The 24,782-nt window shown below is 58.4% G+C and carries 20 protein-coding genes, 3 tRNA genes and 2 pseudogenes; 23 read left to right on the forward strand and 2 right to left on the reverse strand.

Going from position 1 to position 24,782, the window contains the following annotated elements:
• The first annotated feature begins 58 nt into the window (after positions 1-58).
• Genes carB through AC3ITA_RS03725 form a run of 3 tightly spaced genes read left to right on the forward strand, consistent with a single transcriptional unit; the run spans position 59 to position 4,192 of the window.
• On the forward strand, positions 59-3,280 hold the full coding sequence (gene carB / locus AC3ITA_RS03715) for a carbamoyl-phosphate synthase large subunit (RefSeq protein ID WP_414929787.1): 3,222 nt from the start codon (positions 59-61) through the stop codon (positions 3,278-3,280).
• 2 nt (positions 3,281-3,282) lie between these two features.
• Entirely contained in the window at positions 3,283-3,759 is a 477-nt protein-coding gene (gene greA, locus AC3ITA_RS03720; protein ID WP_034148383.1) for a transcription elongation factor GreA, read from the forward strand.
• Between the two features lie 28 nt (positions 3,760-3,787).
• Positions 3,788-4,192 (forward strand): MFS transporter, encoded by a 405-nt coding sequence (locus tag AC3ITA_RS03725; protein ID WP_489279497.1) that lies wholly within the window; start codon positions 3,788-3,790, stop codon positions 4,190-4,192.
• Between the two features lie 9 nt (positions 4,193-4,201).
• Here AC3ITA_RS03725 and AC3ITA_RS03730 read toward each other — a convergent pair whose 3' ends face one another.
• Complete coding sequence (locus AC3ITA_RS03730) at positions 4,202-4,510, reverse strand: YhbY family RNA-binding protein (RefSeq protein WP_007942889.1); 309 nt, start codon at positions 4,508-4,510, stop codon at positions 4,202-4,204.
• Positions 4,511-4,615: 105 nt separating this feature from the next.
• On the opposite strand from AC3ITA_RS03730, the gene rlmE reads away from it, so the two are divergent.
• The 17 genes and pseudogenes from rlmE to AC3ITA_RS03815 all read left to right on the forward strand — a co-directional run bounded on the left by rlmE (position 4,616) and on the right by AC3ITA_RS03815 (position 20,613).
• Positions 4,616-5,248, forward strand: coding sequence for a 23S rRNA (uridine(2552)-2'-O)-methyltransferase RlmE (gene rlmE / locus AC3ITA_RS03735; RefSeq protein ID WP_489279499.1), 633 nt, complete (start codon positions 4,616-4,618; stop codon positions 5,246-5,248).
• 199 nt (positions 5,249-5,447) lie between these two features.
• A complete protein-coding gene (ftsH, locus tag AC3ITA_RS03740) occupies positions 5,448-7,358 on the forward strand; it encodes an ATP-dependent zinc metalloprotease FtsH (protein ID WP_095942402.1) in 1,911 nt (636 codons plus the stop codon).
• 8 nt (positions 7,359-7,366) lie between these two features.
• Positions 7,367-8,218 (forward strand): dihydropteroate synthase, encoded by an 852-nt coding sequence (gene folP / locus AC3ITA_RS03745; protein ID WP_414929786.1) that lies wholly within the window; start codon positions 7,367-7,369, stop codon positions 8,216-8,218.
• A gap of 16 nt (positions 8,219-8,234) precedes the next feature.
• Positions 8,235-9,571 (forward strand): annotated as a pseudogene (gene glmM, locus AC3ITA_RS03750) (phosphoglucosamine mutase).
• A 66-nt stretch (positions 9,572-9,637) separates the two neighbouring features.
• Positions 9,638-10,393, forward strand: a complete 756-nt coding sequence (tpiA, locus tag AC3ITA_RS03755) for a triose-phosphate isomerase (protein WP_489279502.1) — start codon at positions 9,638-9,640, stop codon at positions 10,391-10,393.
• A gap of 4 nt (positions 10,394-10,397) precedes the next feature.
• On the forward strand, positions 10,398-10,781 hold the full coding sequence (gene secG / locus AC3ITA_RS03760) for a preprotein translocase subunit SecG (protein WP_017336473.1): 384 nt from the start codon (positions 10,398-10,400) through the stop codon (positions 10,779-10,781).
• A 22-nt stretch (positions 10,782-10,803) separates the two neighbouring features.
• Positions 10,804-10,889 (forward strand) — tRNA-Leu (locus tag AC3ITA_RS03765).
• 97 nt (positions 10,890-10,986) lie between these two features.
• Positions 10,987-11,063: transfer RNA gene (locus AC3ITA_RS03770), tRNA-Met, on the forward strand.
• A gap of 138 nt (positions 11,064-11,201) precedes the next feature.
• Positions 11,202-11,660, forward strand: coding sequence for a ribosome maturation factor RimP (gene rimP / locus AC3ITA_RS03775; RefSeq protein WP_489279504.1), 459 nt, complete (start codon positions 11,202-11,204; stop codon positions 11,658-11,660).
• Between the two features lie 59 nt (positions 11,661-11,719).
• Positions 11,720-13,201, forward strand: coding sequence for a transcription termination factor NusA (gene nusA / locus AC3ITA_RS03780; RefSeq protein WP_007900474.1), 1,482 nt, complete (start codon positions 11,720-11,722; stop codon positions 13,199-13,201).
• Between the two features lie 27 nt (positions 13,202-13,228).
• On the forward strand, positions 13,229-15,754 hold the full coding sequence (infB, locus tag AC3ITA_RS03785) for a translation initiation factor IF-2 (RefSeq protein WP_150672214.1): 2,526 nt from the start codon (positions 13,229-13,231) through the stop codon (positions 15,752-15,754).
• A 159-nt stretch (positions 15,755-15,913) separates the two neighbouring features.
• Positions 15,914-16,315, forward strand: coding sequence for a 30S ribosome-binding factor RbfA (rbfA, locus tag AC3ITA_RS03790; RefSeq protein ID WP_007973108.1), 402 nt, complete (start codon positions 15,914-15,916; stop codon positions 16,313-16,315).
• A gap of 3 nt (positions 16,316-16,318) precedes the next feature.
• On the forward strand, positions 16,319-17,236 hold the full coding sequence (gene truB, locus AC3ITA_RS03795; RefSeq protein ID WP_095942398.1) for a tRNA pseudouridine(55) synthase TruB: 918 nt from the start codon (positions 16,319-16,321) through the stop codon (positions 17,234-17,236).
• Between the two features lie 143 nt (positions 17,237-17,379).
• The gene (gene rpsO / locus AC3ITA_RS03800) at positions 17,380-17,649 is read left to right on the forward strand and encodes a 30S ribosomal protein S15 (protein WP_015093441.1); all 270 of its coding nucleotides are present in this window, start codon (positions 17,380-17,382) and stop codon (positions 17,647-17,649) included.
• A 206-nt stretch (positions 17,650-17,855) separates the two neighbouring features.
• Complete coding sequence (gene pnp, locus AC3ITA_RS03805) at positions 17,856-19,961, forward strand: polyribonucleotide nucleotidyltransferase (RefSeq protein ID WP_489279507.1); 2,106 nt, start codon at positions 17,856-17,858, stop codon at positions 19,959-19,961.
• 138 nt (positions 19,962-20,099) lie between these two features.
• A tRNA-Thr gene (locus AC3ITA_RS03810) sits at positions 20,100-20,175 on the forward strand.
• Between the two features lie 132 nt (positions 20,176-20,307).
• On the forward strand, positions 20,308-20,613 hold the full coding sequence (locus tag AC3ITA_RS03815) for a DUF6388 family protein (protein ID WP_095942397.1): 306 nt from the start codon (positions 20,308-20,310) through the stop codon (positions 20,611-20,613).
• A 121-nt stretch (positions 20,614-20,734) separates the two neighbouring features.
• On the opposite strand, the gene nadC is transcribed toward AC3ITA_RS03815, so the two are convergent.
• The gene (nadC, locus tag AC3ITA_RS03820) at positions 20,735-21,583 is read right to left on the reverse strand and encodes a carboxylating nicotinate-nucleotide diphosphorylase (RefSeq protein ID WP_414929785.1); all 849 of its coding nucleotides are present in this window, start codon (positions 21,581-21,583) and stop codon (positions 20,735-20,737) included.
• A 263-nt stretch (positions 21,584-21,846) separates the two neighbouring features.
• On the opposite strand from nadC, the pseudogene AC3ITA_RS03825 reads away from it, so the two are divergent.
• From AC3ITA_RS03825 to ampE, 3 genes and pseudogenes are all read left to right on the forward strand, one after another.
• Positions 21,847-23,133 (forward strand): annotated as a pseudogene (locus AC3ITA_RS03825) (DUF1631 family protein); the annotation flags it as partial.
• Between the two features lie 173 nt (positions 23,134-23,306).
• On the forward strand, positions 23,307-23,867 hold the full coding sequence (gene ampD / locus AC3ITA_RS03830) for a 1,6-anhydro-N-acetylmuramyl-L-alanine amidase AmpD (protein WP_414929784.1): 561 nt from the start codon (positions 23,307-23,309) through the stop codon (positions 23,865-23,867).
• Positions 23,864-24,700, forward strand: coding sequence for a regulatory signaling modulator protein AmpE (gene ampE, locus AC3ITA_RS03835; RefSeq protein ID WP_095942394.1), 837 nt, complete (start codon positions 23,864-23,866; stop codon positions 24,698-24,700). The genes ampD and ampE overlap by 4 nt, the downstream gene beginning before the upstream one ends.
• Positions 24,701-24,782: the final 82 nt, after the last annotated feature.

Consider the following 24,782-nt stretch of genomic DNA (forward strand, 5'->3'; position numbering starts at 1 on the left):
CTTCAGAGATTGAACAAGACGGCTTGCCGACTGACCTGCGGATTTGAGTGACAAACCCATGCCAAAACGTACAGACATTAAAAGCATCCTGATTCTCGGCGCTGGCCCGATCGTGATCGGCCAGGCCTGCGAATTCGACTACTCCGGCGCCCAGGCCTGTAAAGCCCTGCGCGAGGAGGGTTACCGCGTCATCCTGGTGAACTCCAACCCGGCCACCATCATGACCGACCCGGCCATGGCCGACGCCACCTACATCGAGCCGATCAAGTGGCAGACCGTTGCCAAGATCATCGAAAAAGAGCGTCCGGACGCGCTGCTGCCGACCATGGGTGGCCAGACCGCTCTGAACTGCGCCCTGGACCTGGAGCGCGAAGGCGTTCTGGAGAAGTTCGGCGTAGAGATGATCGGTGCCAACGCCGACACTATCGACAAGGCTGAAGACCGTTCGCGTTTCGACAAGGCGATGAAGTCCATCGGCCTGGCGTGCCCGCGTTCCGGTATCGCCCACAGCATGGAAGAGGCCAATGCGGTCCTCGAGAAGCTCGGCTTCCCGTGCATCATCCGTCCGTCCTTCACTATGGGCGGCACCGGTGGCGGTATCGCTTACAACCGTGAAGAGTTCGAAGAAATCTGCGCCCGTGGTCTGGACCTGTCGCCGACCAAAGAGCTGCTGATCGACGAATCGCTGATCGGCTGGAAAGAATACGAGATGGAGGTTGTCCGCGATAAGAAGGACAACTGCATCATCGTCTGCTCCATCGAAAACTTCGACCCGATGGGTGTGCACACCGGTGACTCGATCACCGTGGCTCCGGCACAGACCCTGACCGACAAGGAATACCAGATCCTGCGTAACGCCTCCCTGGCGGTACTGCGCGAGATCGGCGTGGAAACCGGCGGTTCCAACGTTCAGTTCGGCATCTGCCCGAACACCGGCCGCATGGTCGTGATCGAGATGAACCCGCGAGTATCGCGTTCCTCGGCACTGGCTTCGAAAGCCACCGGTTTCCCGATCGCCAAGGTCGCGGCCAAGCTGGCTGTGGGTTACACCCTGGACGAGCTGTCGAACGACATCACCGGCGGCAAGACCCCGGCGTCCTTCGAGCCGTCCATCGACTACGTCGTCACCAAGTTGCCGCGTTTTGCCTTCGAGAAATTCCCGAAAGCCGACGCCCGCCTGACCACTCAAATGAAGTCGGTCGGTGAAGTCATGGCCATCGGCCGTACCTTCCAGGAATCCCTGCAGAAAGCCCTGCGCGGTCTGGAAGTGGGCGTTTGCGGTCTGGACGAGAAGGTTGATCTGGCCAACCCGGAAAGCATGAGCGTACTCAAGCGCGAGCTGACCGTGCCGGGCGCCGAGCGTATCTGGTACGTGGCGGACGCGATGCGTGCCGGCATGACCGTCGAAGACATCTTCGGCATGACCATGATCGACCCTTGGTTCCTGGTGCAGATGGAAGACCTGATCAAGGAAGAAGAGAAGGTCAAGACCCTGGGCCTGACCAGCATCGACCGCGATCTGATGTTCCGCCTCAAGCGCAAAGGCTTCTCCGATATGCGCCTGGCCAAATTGCTGGGTGTGACCGAAAAGAGCTTGCGCGCTCACCGTCACAAGCTGGAAATCTTCCCGGTCTACAAGCGCGTCGACACCTGCGCCGCCGAGTTCGCCACCGATACTGCCTACCTCTACTCGACGTACGAGGAAGAGTGCGAAGCGGCGCCATCGGGTCGCGACAAGATCATGATCCTGGGTGGTGGTCCTAACCGTATCGGCCAGGGCATCGAGTTCGACTACTGCTGCGTACATGCGGCACTGGCCCTGCGTGATGACGGCTACGAGACCATCATGGTCAACTGCAACCCGGAAACCGTTTCCACCGACTACGACACTTCCGATCGCCTGTACTTCGAACCAGTGACCCTGGAAGACGTGCTGGAAATCGTCCGCGTCGAGAAGCCAAAAGGCGTGATCGTCCAGTACGGCGGCCAGACTCCGCTGAAACTGGCGCGTGCCCTGGAAGCAGCTGGCGTGCCGATCATCGGCACCAGTCCTGACGCCATCGACCGTGCCGAAGACCGTGAGCGTTTCCAACAGATGGTCCAGCGCCTGAACCTGCGTCAGCCGCCAAACGCCACCGTGCGCAGCGAAGACGAAGCCATTCGTGCCGCCAGCAAGATCGGTTACCCGCTGGTGGTGCGCCCGTCCTATGTACTGGGCGGCCGCGCGATGGAAATCGTCTACGAAGAAGAAGAGCTCAAGCGCTACCTGCGTGAAGCGGTTCAAGTGTCCAACGACAGCCCGGTGCTGCTGGACCACTTCCTCAACTGCGCCATCGAAATGGACGTGGATGCGGTCTGCGACGGCAAGGACGTGGTAATCGGCGCGATCATGCAGCACATCGAGCAGGCTGGTGTTCACTCCGGTGACTCCGCGTGCTCGCTGCCGCCGTACTCGCTGCCGGCGCACATCCAGGACGAGATGCGCGAACAGGTCAAGAAAATGGCCCTGGAGCTCGGCGTGATCGGCCTGATGAACGTACAGTTGGCGCTGCAAGGCGACGACATCTACGTCATCGAAGTCAACCCGCGCGCTTCCCGCACTGTGCCGTTCGTGTCCAAGTGCATCGGTGTTTCCCTGGCAATGATCGCGGCTCGCGTCATGGCCGGTAAGACCTTGAAGGAAATCGGCTTCACCAAGGAAATCATTCCAAACTTCTACAGCGTGAAAGAGGCGGTGTTCCCGTTCGCCAAATTCCCAGGCGTTGACCCGATCCTCGGCCCTGAGATGAAGTCCACCGGTGAAGTGATGGGCGTGGGCGACACCTTCGGTGAAGCGTTCGCCAAGGCCCAGATGGGCGCGAGCGAAGTGCTGCCGACCGGCGGTACTGCGTTCATCAGCGTGCGTGACGACGACAAGCCGCTGGTTGCGGGCGTGGCCCGTGATCTGATCAACTTGGGCTTCGAAGTGGTCGCCACTGCCGGTACTGCCAGGCTGATCGAGGCTGCAGGCCTGAAAGTGCGCCGTGTGAACAAGGTGACCGAGGGTCGTCCGCACGTGGTCGACATGATCAAGAATGACGAAGTCACCCTGATCATCAACACCACCGAAGGTCGTCAGTCGATTGCTGATTCGTACTCCATTCGTCGTAATGCCCTGCAGCACAAGATTTACTGCACCACCACCATTGCTGCTGGCGAAGCCATCTGTGAAGCGCTGAAGTTCGGTCCCGAGAAGACCGTGCGTCGCTTGCAGGATCTACACGCAGGATTGAAGGCATGAGCATAACGAAGTACCCAATGACCGTTCAGGGCGCTCGCGCCCTGGAAGAAGAACACACTCACCTGACCAAGGTCGTTCGTCCGAAGCTCAGCCAGGACATCGGTACGGCCCGCGAGTTGGGTGACTTGAAGGAAAACGCCGAATACCACGCTGCCCGTGAGCAGCAGGGTATGGTCGAGGCGCGGATCCGTGATATCGAAGGCCGAATTCAGAATCAGGTCATCATTGATGTCACGACCATTCCGCACACCGGCAAAGTGATTTTCGGCACCACCGTTGAAATCGCCAACGTCGAGACGGATGAGCGCGTCACTTACCACATCGTGGGTGAGGATGAGGCTGATTTCAAACTCGGCAAGATTTCGGTGGGTTCGCCACTGGCCCGCGCCTTGATTGCCAAGGAAGAGGGTGATGTGGTCGCCGTGAAAACGCCTGGCGGCGTTATCGAGTACGAGATTGTCGAAGTTCGTCACATCTGAAGGTTGGCGCCCGCTTCGTGCGGGCGCCATGCTTTGGCAACTGACCCAGATATTGTGGGTCGGCGGCCTGTGGCTGTTGCAAATCGGTCTGCTGCCGGTGCTGGGGCGAATTGGCCTGGCGCCGCTGCTGATCGACGAAATCGCAGGCATGCTCAATACGCTGGTAACGGGATTCGCTACGGCGTGTGTGATTTTTCAGGCTTTGGTGCTGGTTAAGGCCGAGGGCCTTGCCAGTCTATGGCGGGATATTCGCGGGCAGCTGCTGTTGATGTCGCTGTGTGCGTGCGCGATGTACTTCGCGGTGCGTTTCGGCTGGCCGGATGCCGATCGTTGGCAGGTGTTCAGCTATCTTGTCCTGGGCTTTTCCGGGCTGGTGCTGGTGTTGCAGCCGATGCCGGGGTGGAGTGGCAGGGTGCGCGAAGCACACCCTTGACCCTTGCCATCACTTGAAGCGATGGACGTTCGACAGCTGCTTGTTGACGCTGAAGTTCTTGCGGTAGATCAGTGCCATCTTGCCGATGACCTGGACCAGATCCGCTTTGCCGACCTTGCAGAGCTCTGCAATGGACGCCAGGCGCGATTCGCGATCGAGGATGTTGAGCTTGATCTTGATCAGCTCGTGATCCGCCAATGCGCGTTCGAGTTCGGCTAACACACCTTCAGTCAAACCATTGTCTGCCACAATCAAAACCGGTTTCAGATGGTGGCCAATGGATTTGTACTGTTTCTTCTGCTCTTGAGTGAGCGGCATAATCTGACCCCTGCGTCTGATCTTGTAAAAAGCGGCGGCCAGTTTACCCGAGCGAGTCCGGGACCGCCCAGTTAATCACGACCCGTTTTATTTTCGAGGTGGCCCGTGACCCGTTCCAAGACAAGTCTTAAATGGCTGCAAGAACATTTCAACGACCCATTCGTCAAAATGGCGCAAAAAGACGGGTACCGTTCCCGCGCCAGCTACAAACTGCTGGAAATCCAGGAAAAGGACCGTCTGATCCGCCCGGGCATGAGCGTAATCGACCTTGGTGCGGCCCCGGGTGGTTGGTCCCAGGTGACCAGTCGTCTGATTGGTGGGCAGGGCACACTGATCGCTTCTGACATTCTGGAAATGGACAGCATCCCGGACGTCACCTTCATTCAGGGCGACTTTACCGAGGATGCCGTACTGGCCCAGATCCTCGATGCCGTCGGAAATAAGGAAGTAGACCTTGTGATTTCCGACATGGCCCCCAATATGAGTGGATTACCGGCCGTGGACATGCCGCGAGCGATGTTCCTGTGCGAGTTGGCACTGGATCTTTCGACTCGGGTGCTCAAGCCCGGTGGTGATTTTTTGATCAAGATCTTCCAGGGCGAAGGCTTCGACGAGTTCCACAAGAGCGTTCGCCAGCAGTTCGAGAAGGTGCAGATGCGCAAGCCGACCTCATCGCGCGACCGTTCTCGCGAACAGTACCTGCTGGGTCGCGGTTTCCGCGGACGCAGTGAGGGTTGAGTGAATTTTCGATCAGGGTGATAGGTTTTTTGTATTACGCCTTGTCAGAATTAGCGAATATTGTGTAGGAAGTGTTTCACAAAGGGTTACAGACGGCGCCTGCCAAGTTGTAGGTAATGTAGTAAGTTAGGCCGGTGAATATCATGCGAAGCGCGCGTCAGTAGCGGAGCTTGCTTCAGAGGGTAGTTAATTGAACGATATGGCAAAGAATCTGATCCTGTGGTTGATCATCGCGGCTGTCCTGGTGACGGTGATGAACAACTTCTCCAGCCCTAACGAGCCGCAGACCCTCAACTATTCCGACTTCATCCAGCAGGTCAAGGATGGCAAGGTCGAGCGCGTGGCGGTTGATGGCTACGTGATTACAGGCAAGCGCAACGATGGCGACAGCTTCAAGACCATCCGTCCCGCGATCCAGGACAACGGCCTGATCGGCGACCTGGTGGATAACCACGTCGTGGTCGAAGGCAAGCAGCCTGAACAGCAATCCATCTGGACTCAGCTTCTGGTCGCCAGCTTCCCTATCCTCGTGATCATCGCCGTGTTCATGTTCTTCATGCGCCAGATGCAGGGCGGTGCCGGTGGCAAGGGCGGGCCGATGAGCTTCGGTAAAAGCAAGGCGCGCCTGCTCTCGGAAGATCAGGTGAAAACGACCCTGGCTGACGTTGCCGGTTGCGACGAAGCCAAGGAAGAAGTCGGTGAGCTGGTCGAATTCCTGCGCGATCCGGGCAAGTTCCAGCGCCTGGGTGGTCGCATTCCTCGCGGTGTGCTGATGGTCGGTCCTCCGGGTACCGGTAAGACCTTGCTCGCCAAGGCCATCGCCGGCGAAGCCAAAGTGCCATTCTTCACCATTTCCGGTTCCGACTTTGTCGAAATGTTCGTCGGTGTCGGTGCCAGCCGTGTTCGCGACATGTTCGAACAGGCCAAGAAACACGCTCCGTGCATCATCTTCATCGACGAAATCGATGCGGTCGGTCGCCATCGTGGCGCCGGCATGGGTGGCGGTCACGACGAACGCGAGCAGACGCTCAACCAGTTGCTGGTCGAGATGGACGGCTTCGAAATGAATGACGGCATCATCGTGATTGCCGCGACCAACCGCCCTGATGTACTGGACCCTGCGCTGCTTCGTCCGGGTCGTTTCGACCGCCAGGTTGTGGTCGGCCTGCCGGACATCCGCGGTCGCGAACAGATTCTCAAGGTTCACATGCGCAAAGTGCCGATGGGCGACGACGTTGCTCCGGCCGTGATCGCTCGTGGTACTCCAGGCTTCTCCGGTGCTGACCTGGCCAACTTGGTGAACGAGGCATCGTTGTTCGCTGCCCGTGCCGGCAAGCGCATCGTCGAGATGAAAGAATTCGAACTGGCGAAAGACAAGATCATGATGGGCGCCGAGCGCAAATCCATGGTCATGTCCGAGAAAGAAAAGCAGAACACGGCTTATCACGAAGCGGGCCACGCCATCGTGGGGCGTGTCGTGCCGGAGCATGATCCGGTGTACAAGGTGTCGATCATCCCGCGCGGTCGTGCGCTGGGTGTGACCATGTTCCTGCCGGAAGAAGATCGTTACAGCCTGTCCAAGCGTGCGTTGATCAGCCAGATCTGCTCGCTGTACGGCGGTCGTATCGCTGAAGAAATGACCCTGGGCTTCGATGGCGTGACCACCGGTGCCTCCAACGACATCATGCGCGCCAGCCAGATTGCGCGGAACATGGTGACCAAGTGGGGTCTTTCGGAAAAGCTCGGTCCGTTGATGTATGCCGAAGAAGAGGGTGAAGTGTTCCTCGGTCGCGGCGGTGGCGGTCAGGGTGCAAGCTTCTCTGGTGAGACAGCCAAGCTGATCGACTCCGAAGTACGCAGCATCATCGATCAGTGCTATGGCACGGCGAAGCAGATTCTCACGGACAACCGTGACAAGCTCGATGCGATGGCCGATGCCTTGATGAAGTACGAAACGATCGATGCCGAGCAGATCGACGACATCATGGCCGGTCGTCCGCCTCGCGAGCCGCGCGACTGGTCGGGTGGCACGGGTACTTCCGGTACTCCGCCGGTGGTGCAGGATGAGCGTCCGGAAACACCGATCGGCGGTCCTGCTGCTGACGTATAAGGTTTGAAATGACTTCTGTTCAGTCCTCGACCCGGTTGCCTTGCGGCAACCGGGTTCTTGATTTGGCCCAGACGCATGTCATGGGTATTCTCAATGTCACCCCTGATTCTTTCTCCGATGGTGGCCAATACAGCCAGCTCGACGCGGCCATGCGCCACGCCGAAGCCATGGTGGCGGCCGGCGCGACGCTGATCGATGTCGGTGGAGAATCCACCCGCCCCGGAGCCAGGGTCGTATCGCCACTCGAAGAGCTGGAGCGCGTAGCTCCCATCATCGAGCGCATCAGCCGCGAGCTGGATGTGATCATATCGGTCGACACCTCAACGCCAGCCGTCATGCGAGAAGCCGCGCGCCTGGGTGCCGGGTTGATCAATGACGTGCGTTCGTTGCGTCGCGATGGTGCCCTGGATGCAGCAGCGGCCACCGGTCTGCCGGTCTGCCTGATGCATATGCTGGGCGAGCCGGGCGATATGCAGGACAATCCGCAGTATCAGGATGTCACAAGGGAAGTCGGCGAGTTTCTCGCTGAGCGCCTGCATCAGTGTTCTTTGGTGGGCATTCCGGCTGAGCGGGTCATTCTTGACCCCGGCTTTGGCTTCGCCAAAACCTTGCAGCACAATCTAAGCTTGTTCAAGCATATGGAAGCCCTGCATGCCTTTGGGCGGCCACTTCTGGTGGGCGTTTCGCGCAAGAGCATGATAGGTCAGGCCTTGAACCGGCCGGTCGGAGAGCGCTTGTATGGCGGTCTTGCTCTCGCGGCCCTGGCTGTGCAGAAGGGCGCGCGTATTTTGCGCGTCCATGACGTGGCCGAAACAGTGGATGTGGTGAGAATGATCGCCGCAGTGGAATCAGCCGAATAAGAATCATGGAGCATTTATGACTAGGAAATATTTTGGTACCGACGGTATTCGTGGTCGGGTGGGTCAATACCCGATTACTCCTGATTTCATGCTCAAGCTCGGCTGGGCTGCTGGCATGGCTTTTCGCAAGATGGGCGCCTGCAAGGTGCTGGTCGGCAAGGACACCCGAATTTCCGGCTACATGTTTGAGTCGGCGCTCGAGGCGGGCCTGACGTCGGCAGGTGCCGATGTGATGCTGCTGGGGCCGATGCCGACTCCGGCTATCGCCTATCTGACGCGCACTTTCCATGCCGAGGCTGGCATTGTGATCAGTGCGTCGCACAATCCCCATGATGACAACGGCATCAAGTTCTTCTCCGGTAAGGGCACCAAGCTCCCGGATGAAGTCGAACTGATGATTGAAGAGTTGCTCGATACGCCAATGACCGTGGTGGAGTCGAGCAAGATCGGCAAGGTCTCGCGAATCAATGATGCGTCGGGACGCTATATCGAATTCTGCAAGAGCAGCGTGCCGACCGGCACCAGCTTCTCGGGCCTGAAAATCGTCATCGATTGCGCTCACGGTGCGACCTACAAGGTGGCACCGAGTGTGTTTCGCGAGTTGGGTGCTGAAGTCGTCGTGCTGTCGGCGCAGCCGAATGGTTTGAACATCAACGACAATTGCGGTTCGACCCATATGGGGGCGCTGCAGGCTGCCGTTGTGGCCGAGCAGGCCGATCTGGGTATTGCCTTCGATGGTGACGGTGACCGCGTTCAGATGGTCGATCACACCGGTGCGGTGGTGGATGGCGACGAATTGCTGTTCATCATTGCCCGTGATCTGCATGAGCGCGACAGGCTGCAGGGCGGTGTGGTCGGAACCCTGATGAGTAACCTGGGGCTGGAACTGGCCCTGGCGGACCTGGGCATTCCATTGGTGCGTGCCAACGTCGGCGACCGCTATGTCATTGCCGAGCTGCTGGAGCGCAACTGGATCGTGGGGGGGAAAACTCCGGACACATCGTATGCTTCAGTCACACCACCACGGGTGATGCAATCATTGCGGCGCTGCAGGTGTTGATGGCGCTGCAATCGCGTGGCGATGGTCTGGCGCAATCCCGGCAGGCGCTACGCAAGTGCCCTCAGGTGTTGATCAATGTGCGATTCGGTGGCGGCGCAAGTCCTCTCGATCATCCGTCGGTCAAGGAGGCTAGTGAGCGTGTGACCAAGGCCATGGCCGGTCGGGGGCGTGTGCTGTTGCGCAAGTCCGGAACCGAACCACTGGTGCGTGTGATGGTCGAAGGCGAAGACGAAACGCAGGTTCGCGGCTATGCCGAAGAGCTGGCAAAACTGGTTACTGAAGTTTCTGCCTGAATTCGGCTTGCCAGCCATGATTGTGTTGGGTAACATCTGCGCCCACTTTGACCGACGAGGTACAGCATGCGTCGCCCTATGGTAGCTGGTAACTGGAAGATGCACGGTACCCGCGCCAGCGTCGCTGAGCTGATCAACGGCCTTCGTGACTTGGCCTTGCCGAGCGGTGTTGATGTCGCGGTATTCCCGCCTTTTCTGCATATCAATCAAGTGATTGATGGCCTGGAAGGAAAGTCGATTTCGGTCGGCGCGCAGAATTCTGCGGTGGAATCCGGACAAGGTGCGTTGACCGGTGAAGTTGCACCGAGTCAGTTGGTGGATGCAGGTTGTTCCCTGGTGCTTGTCGGGCACTCCGAACGCCGCCAGATCATGGGCGAGCAGGACGTAGTGCTGATCCGCAAGTTCGCAGCGGCACAGGCATGTGGCTTGATTCCGGTGTTGTGCATAGGGGAAACCCTTGAGCAGCGTGAAGCCGGAAAGACTCTTGAGGTTGTCTCGCGTCAGCTGGGCAGTATCATCGAGGAGCTGGGTGTCGGTGCCTTTGCCAAGGCAGTGATCGCTTACGAGCCGGTCTGGGCCATTGGTACCGGGCTGACTGCAACGCCGCAACAGGCGCAGGATGTGCACGCAGCCATTCGCGCCCAGTTGGCGGCAGAGAATTCTGAAGTCGCACAAGGTGTGCGGCTTCTATACGGCGGCAGCGTGAAGGCGGCCAATGCGGTCGAACTGTTCGGCATGCCGGATATCGATGGGGGCCTCATTGGTGGGGCTTCCCTGAATGCAGATGAGTTCGGTGCGATCTGTCGCGCCGCGGGAAACTGAAAAAATGCTGGAAACAGTCGTAGTCGTTTTTCATCTGCTGGGTGCATTGGGCGTAGTGGCTCTGGTTTTGCTGCAGCAGGGTAAAGGTGCGGATGCTGGCGCGTCTTTCGGAGCAGGTGCTTCAAATACTGTGTTCGGAAGCCAAGGTTCCTCTACCTTTCTTAGTAAGTTTACTGCTATACTTGCCGCAGGTTTTTTCATAACCAGCTTGGGGTTAGGTTACTTTGCTAAAGAGAAGGCTCACCAGCTGACTCAAGTAGGTCTCCCAAATCCAGCGGTACTGGAAGTTCCAAAGCAACAACCGGCTTCTGATGATGTCCCGGTGCTTCAAGAGCAAAAGTCGGCTACTCCAGCGACTGACGTGCCTCCAGCTCAAGAGCAGAAGTAAGAAGGGTTTCAAACGTAGTATTGCCGAGGTGGTGGAATTGGTAGACACGCAACCTTGAGGTGGTTGTGCCCATAGGGTGTAGGGGTTCGAGTCCCCTTCTCGGTACCAATTAGTCAGGAGAGCCCGCTGTTGCGGGCTTTCTTGCAGGTGGAAGGTTACATTGACCCTGTAGGGGATCGGTCGTATACTTCCGCCCCAGCTTTGTCGCGGGGTGGAGCAGTCTGGTAGCTCGTCGGGCTCATAACCCGAAGGTCGTCGGTTCAAATCCGGCCCCCGCAACCAGTTTAAGGAGCCCCTTTTAAGGGGCTTTTTGTTAGCTGGACACTTTCTACGCCGCTGTTCGACGGCGTTTCAAGGATGGGCGTTTCGCCCATTTTTTTATTTTGCATAGCATGCACATACATGCACTAGGGGGTTCAGGTGTCGAGCAAGCTAGAAGAGTTGCAGGCCTTGCTGGCCCCGGTGGTCGTGGCCCTAGGCTATGAATGCTGGGGTATCGAGTTTTCGGCTCAGGGTCGTCACTCGATGTTGCGCGTTTATATCGATAAAGAAGGCGGCGTGCTGGTGGACGATTGCGCCATCGTCAGCCGCCAGATCAGCGGTGTGCTGGATGTTGAAGATCCAATCTCCGTTGAGTACACCCTTGAAGTTTCCTCGCCTGGCATGGAACGCCCTCTGTTCACTCTTGAGCAGTTTGCAAAATTTGCCGGTGAACAAGTGAAGATCAAGCTGCGCTCGCCTTTTGAAGGACGACGCAACTTTCAGGGCCTTCTGCGCGGCGTAGAAGAGCAGGATGTCGTGGTGCAGGTAGAAAACCATGAGTTCCTGTTGCCGATCGATATGATCGACAAGGCCAACATTATTCCCAGTTTTGACTGAGGCGTGCCAGATACTGCGGATCCCGCGGATCCAATGGCTTGCGAAAGGCGAGGCGTACGATGAGCAAAGAAGTACTGCTGGTTGTTGAGTCGGTATCCAATGAAAAGGGCGTACCGGCAAACGTGATTTTTGAAGCGCTGGAGCTGGCCCTGGCCACTGCTACCAAAAAGCGTTTCGAAGACGAAGTTGATCTGCGTGTGGAAATCAATCGCCACACCGGTGCTTACGAGACATTCCGTCGCTGGACGGTCGTCGAAGAAGCAGACCTGGACGATCCGGCCATCGAAACCTGGCCGAGCAAGGTTGCCGAAACGCATCCTGGCGCCAAGGTCGGTGACGTCGTAGAAGAGAAGATCGAGTCCATCGAATTCGGCCGTATCGCTGCACAGACTGCCAAGCAAGTCATTGTGCAGAAAGTTCGCGAAGCCGAGCGCGCTCAGGTTGTTGACGCTTACCGCGAACGCCTGGGTGAAATCATCTCCGGCACCGTGAAAAAAGTCACCCGCGACAACGTGATCGTTGATCTGGGCAACAACGCTGAAGCGTTGCTGGCCCGTGAAGACATCATTTCTCGCGAAACTTTCCGGGTTGGCGTGCGTCTGCGTGCGCTGCTCAAGGAAATCCGCACCGAGAACCGCGGCCCGCAGCTGATCCTGTCGCGTACCGCGCCGGAAATGCTGATCGAGTTGTTCCGCATCGAAGTGCCGGAAATTGCCGAAGGCCTGATCGAAGTGATGGCTGCGTCCCGTGATCCGGGTTCGCGTGCCAAGATCGCCGTTCGCTCCAAGGACAAACGCATCGACCCGCAGGGCGCTTGCATCGGTATGCGCGGTTCGCGCGTCCAGGCAGTGTCGGGTGAGTTGGGCGGTGAGCGTGTTGACATCGTTCTGTGGGACGACAACCCGGCTCAATTCGTGATCAACGCCATGTCCCCGGCCGAGGTTGCGGCAATTATCGTTGACGAAGATGCCCACGCAATGGACATCGCCGTTGGCGCAGACAATCTGGCTCAGGCCATCGGTCGCGGTGGTCAGAACGTGCGTCTGGCTAGCCAGTTGACTGGCTGGACCCTGAACGTGATGACCGAATCGGACATCCAGGCTAAGCAGCAAGCAGAAACCGGCGACATCCTGCGCAACTTCATCGACGAGCTGGAAGTCGACGAAGACCTCGCACAGGTGCTGGTAGATGAAGGCTTCACCAGCCTGGAAGAGATTGCCTACGTACCGTTGGAAGAAATGCTCAACATCGACGGCTTTGACGAAGAAACCGTCAACGAGCTTCGCGCTCGTGCCAAGGATCGTTTGTTGACCAAAGCCATCGCTACTGAGGAAAAGCTGGCAGACGCCCATCCGGCCGAAGACCTGCTCTCGCTTGAGGGTATGGACAAGGATTTGGCGATGGAACTGGCGGTGCGCGGCGTAATTACCCGCGAAGACCTGGCCGAGCAGTCTATTGACGACCTGCTCGACATCGACGGCATTGACGATGATCGTGCCGGCAAGTTGATCATGGCCGCCCGAGCCCACTGGTTCGAGTAATTAGGCGCGGCCTGAGGAGAGAAGTGCATGACGCAAGTCACGGTGAAACAACTGGCCGATGAGGTCAAAACACCGGTAGAGCGCCTGTTGCAGCAGATGCGTGAGGCAGGTCTGCCGCACACCGCCGCCGAAGAACATGTGACTGACAGTGAGAAGCAATCGTTGCTGACTCACTTGAAAAGCAGCCACAAGGCGAAAGTGGAAGAACCACGCAAGATTACGCTGCAGCGTAAAACCACCAGCACCCTGCGTGTTGCTGGCAGCAAGAGCATCAGCGTTGAAGTACGCAAGAAGAAAGTCTTCGTACAGCGCAGCCCGGAAGAAATCGAAGCCGAGCGCAAGCGTGAACTGGATGAACGTCGCGCAGTAGAAAATGCTGCTCGTCAGAAGGCTGAAGAAGAAGCCAAGCGTCGCGCCGAAGAAGAAGCGCGTCGCCAGCCTGCTACTGCGCAGACCGCTCAAGCCGAACCTGTTGCAGCGCCTGCTACGGTGGCCGAGCCAGTTCGCGAAAGCGCACCGGTTGTGGCGGCTGCTCCAGCGCCTGCGGCCGATACCCGCAAGCGTGACGAACAGCGCCGTCCGGACAAGCCACGTGCCGACGACAGCAACCGTCGCGGTAGCGGCGATGGCGAGCGCAAAAACGCTCCGCATCGTGCTTCCGTCAAGGAAAAGGCTCCGGCTCCACGTGTTGCTCCACGTACTACCGACGAAGAAAGCGATGGCTTCCGTCGTGGTGGTCGCGGCAAGGCCAAGCTGAAGAAGCGCAACGCTCACGGTTTCCAGAGCCCTACCGGTCCTGTCGTGCGCGAAGTGAAGATCGGCGAAACCATCACTGTTGGCGATCTCGCCCAGCAGATGTCGGTGAAGGCTGCTGAAATCATCAAGTTCATGTTCAAACTGGGTACTCCAGCGACCATCAACCAGGTACTGGATCAGGAAACTGCCCAACTGGTTGCTGAAGAGCTGGGCCACAAAGTGACCCTGGTCAGCGACACCGCCCTGGAAGATTCCCTGGCCGAGTCCCTGAAGTTTGAAGGCGAGGCAGTTTCCCGTGCACCAGTCGTGACCGTAATGGGCCACGTTGACCACGGTAAGACTTCCCTGCTCGACTACATTCGTCGTGCCAAGGTTGCTGCTGGCGAAGCCGGTGGTATCACCCAGCACATCGGTGCTTACCACGTTGAAACCGATCGTGGCATGGTGACGTTCCTCGACACCCCTGGTCACGCTGCGTTTACCGCAATGCGTGCCCGTGGTGCCAAGGCGACCGACATCGTGATCCTGGTGGTTGCAGCGGACGACGGCGTGATGCCACAGACCATCGAAGCCGTTCAGCATGCCAAGGCAGCTGGCGTACCGTTGGTAGTAGCAGTGAACAAAATCGACAAGCCGGGCGCCGATCTCGATCGCATCCGTAGCGAACTGTCGGTTCACGGCGTGACGTCGGAAGAGTGGGGTGGTGACACGCCATTCGTACCGGTCTCGGCGAAGATGGGTACTGGCGTCGACGAACTGCTCGAAGCCGTATTGCTGCAAGCCGAAGTTCTGGAGCTGACTGCAACGCCTTCGGCTCCTGGTCGCGGTGTCGTGGTTGAATCCCGTCTCGACAAGGGCCGTGGTCCGGTGGCTACCGTTCTGGTTCAAGACGGTACCCTGCGCCAAGGCGACATGGTCCTGGTCGGTTCGAACTATGGCCGCGTTCGCGCCATGCTCGACGAGAACGGCAAGCCAATCAAGGAAGCCGGTCCGGCCATCCCTGTCGAGATCCTCGGCCTGGACGGTACCCCGGACGCTGGCGACGAGATGAGCGTGGTTGCCGACGAGAAGAAAGCCCGTGAAGTGGCTCTGTTCCGTCAAGGCAAGTTCCGCGAAGTCAAGCTGGCCCGTGCTCACGCCGGCAAGCTGGAAAACATCTTCGAAAACATGGGCCAGGAAGAGAAGAAGACGCTCAACATCGTCCTCAAATCCGACGTCCGTGGTTCGCTGGAAGCGTTGAACGGTGCCTTGAACGGCCTGGGTAACGACGAAGTGCAAGTGCGTGTGGTCGGTGGCGGTGTCGGTGGTATCACCGAATCCGACGCCAACCTGGCACTGGCCTCCAACGCTGTACTGTTCGGCTTCAACGTGCGTGCCGATGCCGGCGCGCGCAAGATCGTCGAGCAGGAAGGTCTGGATATGCGTTACTACAACGTGATCTACGACATCATCGAAGACGTCAAGAAAGCCCTGACCGGTATGCTCGGCAGCGATGTTCGCGAGAACATCCTGGGTATCGCCGAAGTGCGTGACGTGTTCCGTTCGCCGAAGTTTGGCGCGATCGCCGGTTGCATGGTTATCGAAGGTGTTGTGCACCGTAACCGTCCAATCCGTGTACTGCGTGAAGACATCGTTATCTTCGAAGGCGAGCTGGAATCCCTGCGCCGCTTCAAGGATGACGCTTCCGAAGTACGTGCCGGCATGGAATGCGGTATCGGCGTGAAGAGCTACAACGACGTTAAAGTCGGTGACAAGATCGAAGTCTTCGAGAAGGTGCAGGTTGCTCGCAGCCTCTAATTCGCGCACTTCGGGAGCCGTGACGGGTAGCCGCATGCAAATGCGCAGCTCGTCACCAGGACTCTAAACGCAACGCCCGGTCTGGCTTCTGTCAGGCCGGGCGTTTGCCGCTTTCAGACCACACGGGTTTCACCGTGAGGCAGTAACAGGTAACAAGACATGGCAAAAGAATATAGCCGTACCCAACGTATCGGCGATCAGATGCAGCGCGAGCTGGCACAACTGATCCGTCGTGAAGTCAAAGACCCGCGCGTCGGCCTGGTCACCATTACCGCTGTGGAAGTCAGTCGTGACGTCGGTCACGCCAAGATCTTCATCACCGTGATGGGTCAGGACAGCGCCGAAGAAATCGCACAAAGCATCAAGGTGCTCAACTCCGCCGCCGGTTTCCTGCGCATGCAGCTGGCTCGCGAGATGAAACTGCGTAGCGTTCCACAGCTGCACTTCCACTACGACGAAAGCGTCGTGCGTGGCGCGCACCTGTCGGCATTGATCGAGCGCGCAGTGGCTGAAGACAATCAGCATCCGGTTGCGGCAGAAGCCGAAGACACCAAGGAGTAATCGGTGGCTCAGGTCAAACGTATCCGTCGTAACGTCAGCGGCATTATCCTTCTCGACAAGCCGCTGGGGTTCACCTCCAACGCGGCCTTGCAGAAGGTTCGCTGGTTGCTGAACGCCGAAAAGGCAGGTCATACCGGTAGTCTCGATCCCTTGGCCACCGGCGTGTTGCCGCTGTGCTTCGGTGAGGCGACCAAGTTCTCGCAATACCTGCTCGATTCCGACAAGGGTTATGAAACCCTGGCGCAACTGGGCAAGACCACCACCACGGCGGATGCCGAAGGTGAAGTTTTGCAGGAACGTCCGGTGACCGTTGGTCGCTCCGATGTCGAGGCTGTACTGCCGAAATTTCGTGGGCAAATCAGTCAGATACCGCCGATGTACTCGGCGCTCAAGCGTGATGGCCAGCCGCTGTACAAGCTGGCTCGTGCGGGCGAAGTAGTGGAGCGCGAACCGCGTTCTGTTACTATTACGCGCTTGGAATTACTGGCCTTCGAAGGTGATACTGCGCGGCTGGCGGTGGATTGCACCAAAGGCACCTATATCCGTACCCTGGTGGAGGATATCGGTGAGCAACTCGGTTGTGGCGCTTACGTTGCAGAACTGCGACGTACCCAGGCCGGGCCATTCACCCTGGCGCAGACGGTTACCCTCGAAGAGCTGGAAGCGGTACATGCCGAAGGCGGCAACGAAGCGGTCGATCGCTTCCTGATGCCATCGGACAGCGGCCTGCTGGATTGGCCACTGTTGCAGTTCTCGGAAGCGAGTGCGTTCTACTGGCTCAACGGCCAGCCGGTACGTGCCCCGGATGCTCCGAAGTTCGGCATGGTGCGGGTACAGGATCACAATGGTCGTTTCATCGGTATCGGTGAAGTGAGCGAAGACGGGCGCATCGCGCCGCGTCGACTGATTCGGTCAGAATGACCGAAACCAGTCTGTGTAACAGCAGGCTGGCGAGGGTGGCTGTCAACAGGCACGGTCACTACTCTTTTTTAGATACAGGGATTTGTCCCTGGCCTGTTGAAACTGTTTTTCGACAAACAGTTTCCTGATAAAAGGATTGCCTCATGGCTCTCGACGTTCAAGAAAAAGCTCAAATCGTAGCTGACTACCAGCAAGCTGTTGGTGACACTGGTTCGCCAGAAGTGCAAGTTGCACTGCTGACCGCCAACATCAACAAGCTGCAAGGTCACTTCAAGGCCAACGGTAAAGACCACCACTCCCGTCGTGGTCTGATCCGCATGGTTAACCAGCGTCGTAAGCTGCTGGACTACCTGAAAGGCAAGGATCTGGGTCGCTATCAGACTCTGATCGGTCGCCTGGGTCTGCGTCGCTAATAAGCGATTGCGCTAGAGGTTGGCTGTCTGTCGTGCACCAGCGGGTTTCCCGCTGGCGCATGGCAGGCTTCCAGCCTCAAGTTTTATCTGGATACCTGCTTTACCTGAGTGACACCTGGACAAACCAGTCGGGCCGATTCCCGACATTGCCCAAGAATTTCGCAAGAAACCAGTTCCCCCAAGAGCCACAAAGAAGGTAGGACACCGTGAACCCGGTAATCAAAAAATTCCAGTTCGGTCAGTCGACCGTTACCCTCGAGACTGGCCGTATCGCCCGTCAGGCCTCCGGCGCAGTATTGGTCACCGTTGACGACGACGTCAGCGTATTGGTGACCGTAGTCGGTGCAAAACAAGCCGATCCAGGCAAGGGCTTCTTCCCTCTGTCTGTTCACTACCAGGAAAAGACTTACGCTGCCGGTAAGATCCCTGGCGGTTTCTTCAAGCGCGAAGGCCGTCCTTCCGAGAAAGAAACCCTGACTTCCCGACTGATCGACCGTCCGATCCGTCCGCTGTTCCCTGAAGGCTTCATGAACGAAGTGCAGGTAGTCTGCACCGTCGTTTCCACCAGCAAGAAGACCGATCCGGACATCGCTGCGATGATCGGTACCTCGGCTGCCCTGGCGATCTCCGGCATTCCTTTCGATGGCCCGATCGGCGCTGCCCGCGTTGCGTTCCACGAAAGCACCGGCTACCTGCTGAACCCGACCTACGAGCAACAGGCGGCTTCCAGCCTGGACATGGTCGTTGCCGGTACTTCGGACGCCGTGCTGATGGTTGAATCGGAAGCCAAAGAGCTGACCGAAGACCAGATGCTGGGCGCGGTACTGTTCGCTCACGACGAGTTCCAGGTTGTGATCAACGCCGTTAAAGAACTGGCCGCTGAAGCTGCCAAGCCAACCTGGACCTGGGCTCCTGCGCCAGAAGCCACCGAACTGCTGGGCGCTATCCGTGCCGAGTTCGGCGAAGCGATCTCCCAGGTCTACACCATCACCGTCAAGGCCGACCGTTACGCTCGTCTGGGCGAGTTGAAGGACCAGGTCGTTGCCAAGCTGTCCGGTGAAGAAGGCCAGCCTTCTTCCAGCGAAGTCAAAGCGGCTTTCGGCGAAATCGAATACCGCACCGTTCGCGAAAACATCGTTAACGGCAAGCCACGTATCGACGGTCGCGACACCAAGACCGTACGTCCATTGAACATCGAAGTCGGTGTTCTGCCCAAGACCCACGGTTCGGCTCTGTTCACCCGTGGCGAAACCCAGGCTCTGGTCGTTGCAACTCTGGGTACTGCCCGTGATGCACAGCTGCTGGACACCCTGGAAGGCGAGAAGAAAGACCCGTTCATGCTGCACTACAACTTCCCACCGTTCTCGGTAGGCGAGTGTGGTCGCATGGGTGGCGCTGGTCGTCGTGAAATCGGTCACGGCCGTCTGGCCCGTCGTTCGGTTTCGGCCATGCTGCCTGCCGCTGACGTGTTCCCGTACACCATCCGCGTGGTTTCGGAAATCACCGAATCCAACGGTTCGAGCTCGATGGCTTCCGTTTGCGGCGCTTCCCTGGCCCTGATGGACGCCGGTGTGCCGATGAAGGCGCCGGTTGCCGGTATCGCCATGGGTCTGGTTAAAGAAGGCGAAAAATTCGCCGTCCTGACCGACATCCTGGGTGACGAAGACCACCTGGGCGACATGGACTTCAAGGTAGCCGGTACCGCCAAAGGCGTCACCGCGCTGCAGATGGACATCAAGATCAAGGGCATCACCGAAGAGATCATGGAAATCGCTCTGGGCCAAGCCCTGGAAGCGCGCCTGAACATCCTCGGCCAGATGAACCAGATCATTGGCCAGTCGCGTACCGAACTGTCGGCCAACGCTCCGACCATGATCGCGATGAAAATCGACACCGACAAAATCCGTGACGTCATCGGTAAAGGCGGCGCGACCATTCGTGCGATCTGTGAAGAGACCAAGGCTTCGATCGACATCGAAGACGACGGTTCGATCAAGATCTTCGGCGAAACCAAGGAAGCGGCTGAAGCTGCACGTCAGCGCGTTCTGGGCATCACCGCTGAAGCCGAGATCGGCAAGATCTACGTGGGCAAGGTTGAGCGCATCGTCGACTTCGGCGCATTCGTCAACATCCTGCCGGGCAAGGACGGTCTGGTTCACATCTCCATGCTGAGCGACGCTCGCGTTGAGAAAGTGACCGACATCCTGAAAGAAGGCCAGGAAGTGGAAGTGTTGGTACTGGACGTGGACAACCGCGGTCGTATCAAGCTGTCCATCAAAGACGTGGCAGCAGCCAAGGCTTCGGGCGTTTAATCACGCCTTACGCCTGAGCGCTTCAACGTTGTAGAAAGTGCCCCGCAGTGAAAGCTGTGGGGCATTTTTTTGTCTGCAGGAAATTGAGACGTTCCGGAAGTTGCCTGCCCCTGAAGTCAGTGCTAGGTTTAGCCCACCGCCCGTGTAGCTCAGCCGGTAGAGCAGCGCACTCGTAACGCGAAGGTCGCAGGTTCGATTCCTGTCTCGGGCACCAGCAAGACTTGTTTTCAGATGATCCCGAATGGTTCTGAAGGCCAGACAAACCGCGCTGCTTACGGTTTTTTGCGTCAGAGAGATCCTTGATGATCCAGATCCATCTTCCATTCCCCAGATCAACGAGAACGCCATGACAATAAAAGAATTGACCCAAGAAGCCAGACACGAAGAAGCACTGAAAAAGTACGTGCTGGATGTGCCGGATCTGATGGAAGAGATCAAGGACCTGAGTGCCGATGATCAGAAAGACCAGATTCAATGGGCGTTCGAGGACGAGGCCGAAGCCCAGGGCCTGCAGCCGTGGGAGCTGACGCTCAAGTACACCTCAACGCCGGAAGAATACGAAGCAGAACGCCTGAAGTTGCACAAAGAAGCTGCCGAGGTGTTGGGCGTCGGGTGGGAAGAGTACTGCGAGATGAACAACCTGGTGGTTTGACACGAACTGTAGGAGCGAGCCTGCTCGCGATGGTCGTAAACGATTACGCGGGTTTATTGGTTAAACGTGGCGCTCTCGGGTACATCGCGAGCAAGCTCGCTCCTACAATTTGTACGTGTGATCAGAGACTCAGGCGCATCGACAGATCAACCGCCTTCACATCCTTGGTCATCGCACCGATCGAAATGTAATCCACCCCGGTCTGTGCAATCGGCAGCAACGTGCTTTCGTTGATCCCGCCGCTGGCCTCCAGCTTGGCCTTGCCGGCGTTCAGGCGCACGGCTTCGCGCATGTCGTCCAGGCTCAGTTCGTCGAGCATGATGATGTCGGCACCAGCCTCCAGCGCTTCCTTGAGTTCATCCAGGCTTTCCACTTCAATCTCGACCGGTTTGCCCGGGGCGATCTTGTGCGCGGCGGCGATGGCCTGGGCGATACCGCCGCTGGCGGCGATGTGGTTTTCCTTGATCAGGAAGGCGTCATACAGGCCAATGCGGTGGTTGTGGCAACCGCCGCAGGTTACGGCGTACTTTTGAGCCAGGCGCAGCCCCGGCAGTGTTTTGCGGGTATCGAGCAGCTTGACCTGAGTCTCGGCCACGAAGTCCGCCAGGTACTGCGCGCGGGTCGCCACGCCGGAGAGCAGCTGCAGGAAGTTCAGGGCGCTGCGTTCGCCGGTCAGCAGCGAGCGTGCAGGGCCTTCGAGGTGGAACAGCACCTGGTTGGGCGCCACCCGTTCACCGTCGGCAACCTGCCAATGCACCGCCACCCGTGGGTCCAGTTGCCGAAACACGTTATCCACCCAGGCGGTGCCGCTGATGACGGCCGCATCGCGGGTAATGATGGTGGCCTTGGCCAGGCGTTCGGCCGGGATCAACTGCGCGGTGATGTCGCCGCTGCCGATGTCTTCACGCAACGCACGGCGCACGTTGGCTTCGATTTCGGCGGTCAGATCGGCGAGATGTAGGTTCGGCATAACGGACTCCACAAACAAAGTGGCTCGATTATAGGGCCATGGCACGGACCAACCCAAGGCATCAGAGCGTTACGTTGGCACGGGCGCCTGCATTTGGTCGAATCCCTGCCATTGTCGTGTTGGTCATCGTTGCCAAGCAAACGCCTGTTTGAGAGCAGATGCAGAGTCTTCTGGCGCAAGGGGGAGTTTTTAAAAGATAATTCGCCTTGTATTTGACGTCATGAGTTTGACGAGTTGACGCATCACCGTTCCAGGGAGGCCGAATGCACAACGACGGGAATGTAGTGCCTTTGCACAAGGCAACTACCGACCAGGTGGCTCACTCGCCACTCGCCCGACTGCCGGCGATTCTTCTTCAGGTTCGCGACAAGGCCGCGCAACAGCTGCGACACGGATTGCAGGCGCTGTTCGACAACGCCGACGACACCCTCTTCGAAATGGCCGACCGCGCCCGCTGTGACATCGAGCAGAACATCTTCTTTCAAGCGATGCGCGATTTGCGCCTCAAGCGCAAAAGCATCGAGCGGGTTTTTCTCGAGCAGCTTTTCGCCGCGTTTATCCGACTTGCCCACTACGAAAGCGCGTTTGCGGCCTTGCCCCAGACTCTGGCGGCCGATACCTCGACGGCGCAACCCGATGACGAGCGCGAGCGCACGGTCGCGGTGCAGGCGATGGTCAGCCGGGTGCTGGATCGCGACGGTTTCGCCCTGGACCAACTGACGGCCCGACTCTGTGCCTTGTTGGGCAAGGAGCCGGGCGACCTGCACAACCCTCTGGGTCCGGCGATGTTCTGCGAATACTTTTTGCAAGCCGCACGCCAGCTCGGGCTTGAGATCAAGGTCAAGCTGATCATCCTCACGTTGTTCGAACGCTATGTCCTCAGCGAGGCCGATCAGCTTTACGCAGAAGCCAATCAGCTGCTGCTCGCCACCGGTGTCTTACCCAACCTGAAACTGGCCCCGGTGCGTCGTACCACGGACCGACCTGACAAAAGCGTCACGGTCGGACTGACCGATGAGGGCCCCGATCCGATTTCCACGCGAGATCTGTTGCGCCTGCTTTCGCACTTGCAGCAATACGTGCCGGCACCGGCGGCCGTTGATGATTTCGATCTGCGCAACCAGCTCGAACAGTTATTGACCCGAGTCAGCGTCAAAAGCGGTCGGTCGCGGGTTTTCGGGGAGGCCGATGAAGATGTGATCAACCTGGTCGCCATGCTTTTCGAATGCATGCTCGATGATCGCAACCTGCCGGATTCCCTCAAGGCACTGATTGGCCGATTGCAGATTCCACTGGTCAAGGTGGCGGTGCTCGACAAGAGCTTCTTCAGTCGCAGCAATCATCCGGCGCGACGTCTGCTCAACGAAATCGCCAACGCGGCCATGGGGTGGGGAGCCTGTGACGATCATGAGCGTGACAGCCTTTACGTGCGCATCGACCAGGTCGTACAGCGTCTGTTGAATGACTTTGTCGATGACCCAGCGATATTTTCCGAATTGCTGGCCGACTTTCTCGCGGTTACCCAGGGCGAGCGCCGTCGCACCGACCTGGCCCTGGAGCTGCGCAACGGCGTGGCGCGAGTGCTTGACGACACCTTGCTGTTCGAGCGGGCGCTGGAGTCGGTGATCGGCAACCTCAAGTGCCTCAATCGCGGCAAGTGATCGCGCCCCGGGGGATTATCGCGGCATACTGTGCCAATACAGTCGACGTTGAAGGAATCGGTATGCAGTTGGACCCCGCGAGCGGTTGGATTCAGGGTGTGCATGTCTGCCCCTCACCCAACTTCAATGCGCGCCCCACAGGCGAAATTTCCCTGCTGGTGATCCACAACATCAGCCTGCCGCCAGCGCAGTTCGCCACCGGCAAGGTGCAGGAATTTTTCCAGAATCGTCTGGATGTCACCGAACACCCCTATTTTGAAGGGATCGCGGATTTGCGGGTGTCGGCGCACTTTCTGATCGAACGTGACGGTACCGTCACCCAGTTTGTTTCATGTCTTGAGCGTGCGTGGCATGCGGGTGTCTCGTGCTTCGAGGGGCGGGAAACCTGTAACGATTTTTCCGTGGGCATCGAGCTTGAAGGCACGGATGATCTGCCGTTCACTGACGCGCAATACAGCGCATTGACAGCCCTGACCCGCCAGTTGCAACAGGCGTTCACGGCAATCACCACAGAGCGCATCTGCGGGCACAGCGACATTGCACCGGGGCGCAAAACCGATCCAGGGCCGGCGTTCGACTGGGCACGCTATCGTGCCGCCCTGGCACAAGAGGAAGGACGATGAGTTTTCTGGTGTTGCTGTTGGCGGTATGGATCGAGAAGTTCTCGGCCCTGCGTCATCGGGTTCAGCGTGACAATGGCTGGACACACGAGCTGAACAAGCTTGAGGCCAGCCCGCGACTTTCGGAGCGGCCATGGCTGGTGTTGGCGGTAATGGTCTTGTTGCCGGTGGCGTTGCTGGGTTTGCTGCTGGTCGTCATCGAGCCGGTGGCCTACGGGTTACTGGCGTTGCCGATCCATTTGCTGGTGGTGATCTACAGCCTGGGGCGCGGTGATCTGTTGGGTGATCTCGGACCGTTCCGTGATGCCTGGCGTCGGGAGGACCTGCAAGCGGCGGCCCATGTCGCCAAGCGCGATCTGGATATCTGCGCAGACAGTGGCGAGCAGTTGCTGGAGCAGGTCGAAGGGCATTTGCTGTGGGAGGCCTACCAGAGCTTTTTCGCGGTGATTTTCTGGTACTTCCTGTTGGGACCGGTCGCGGCGCTGAGTTATCGGCTGCTGGCGCTGGCCGAAGAACACGGGAAAAACCCGGCGGTGGTAGAGCGCGCCGGGCAACTGCGTCATGCCTTCGACTGGTTGCCGGTGCGTCTGCTGGCGGCGAGCCTGGCGTTGGTTGGCAATTTTGTCGCGGTCAGTCGGGTCATGCTGCATGAGCTGCTGAACTGGAACATCAGCGCCGCGCAATTGATCGTGAAAGTCGGGCTGGTGGCCGGTGAAATTCCGGCACCGGTGAGCGGCGCCGAAGGTATCAACAATCTGGACCGCATCTGGGCGTTGCTGCTGCGTGCGGCGGTGCTCTGGTATGCCGGGTTTGCGTTGTGGACGGTCCTGCATTAACGCTGCATTCAGAAAAGCTCCTTGATCACAGGGCGGTCACTAGTGCGAAGTGCTTCGCCCTGTCGTTAACCTTAAGTTACAA

Source organism: Pseudomonas sp. GL_090 (assembly GCF_057837765.1).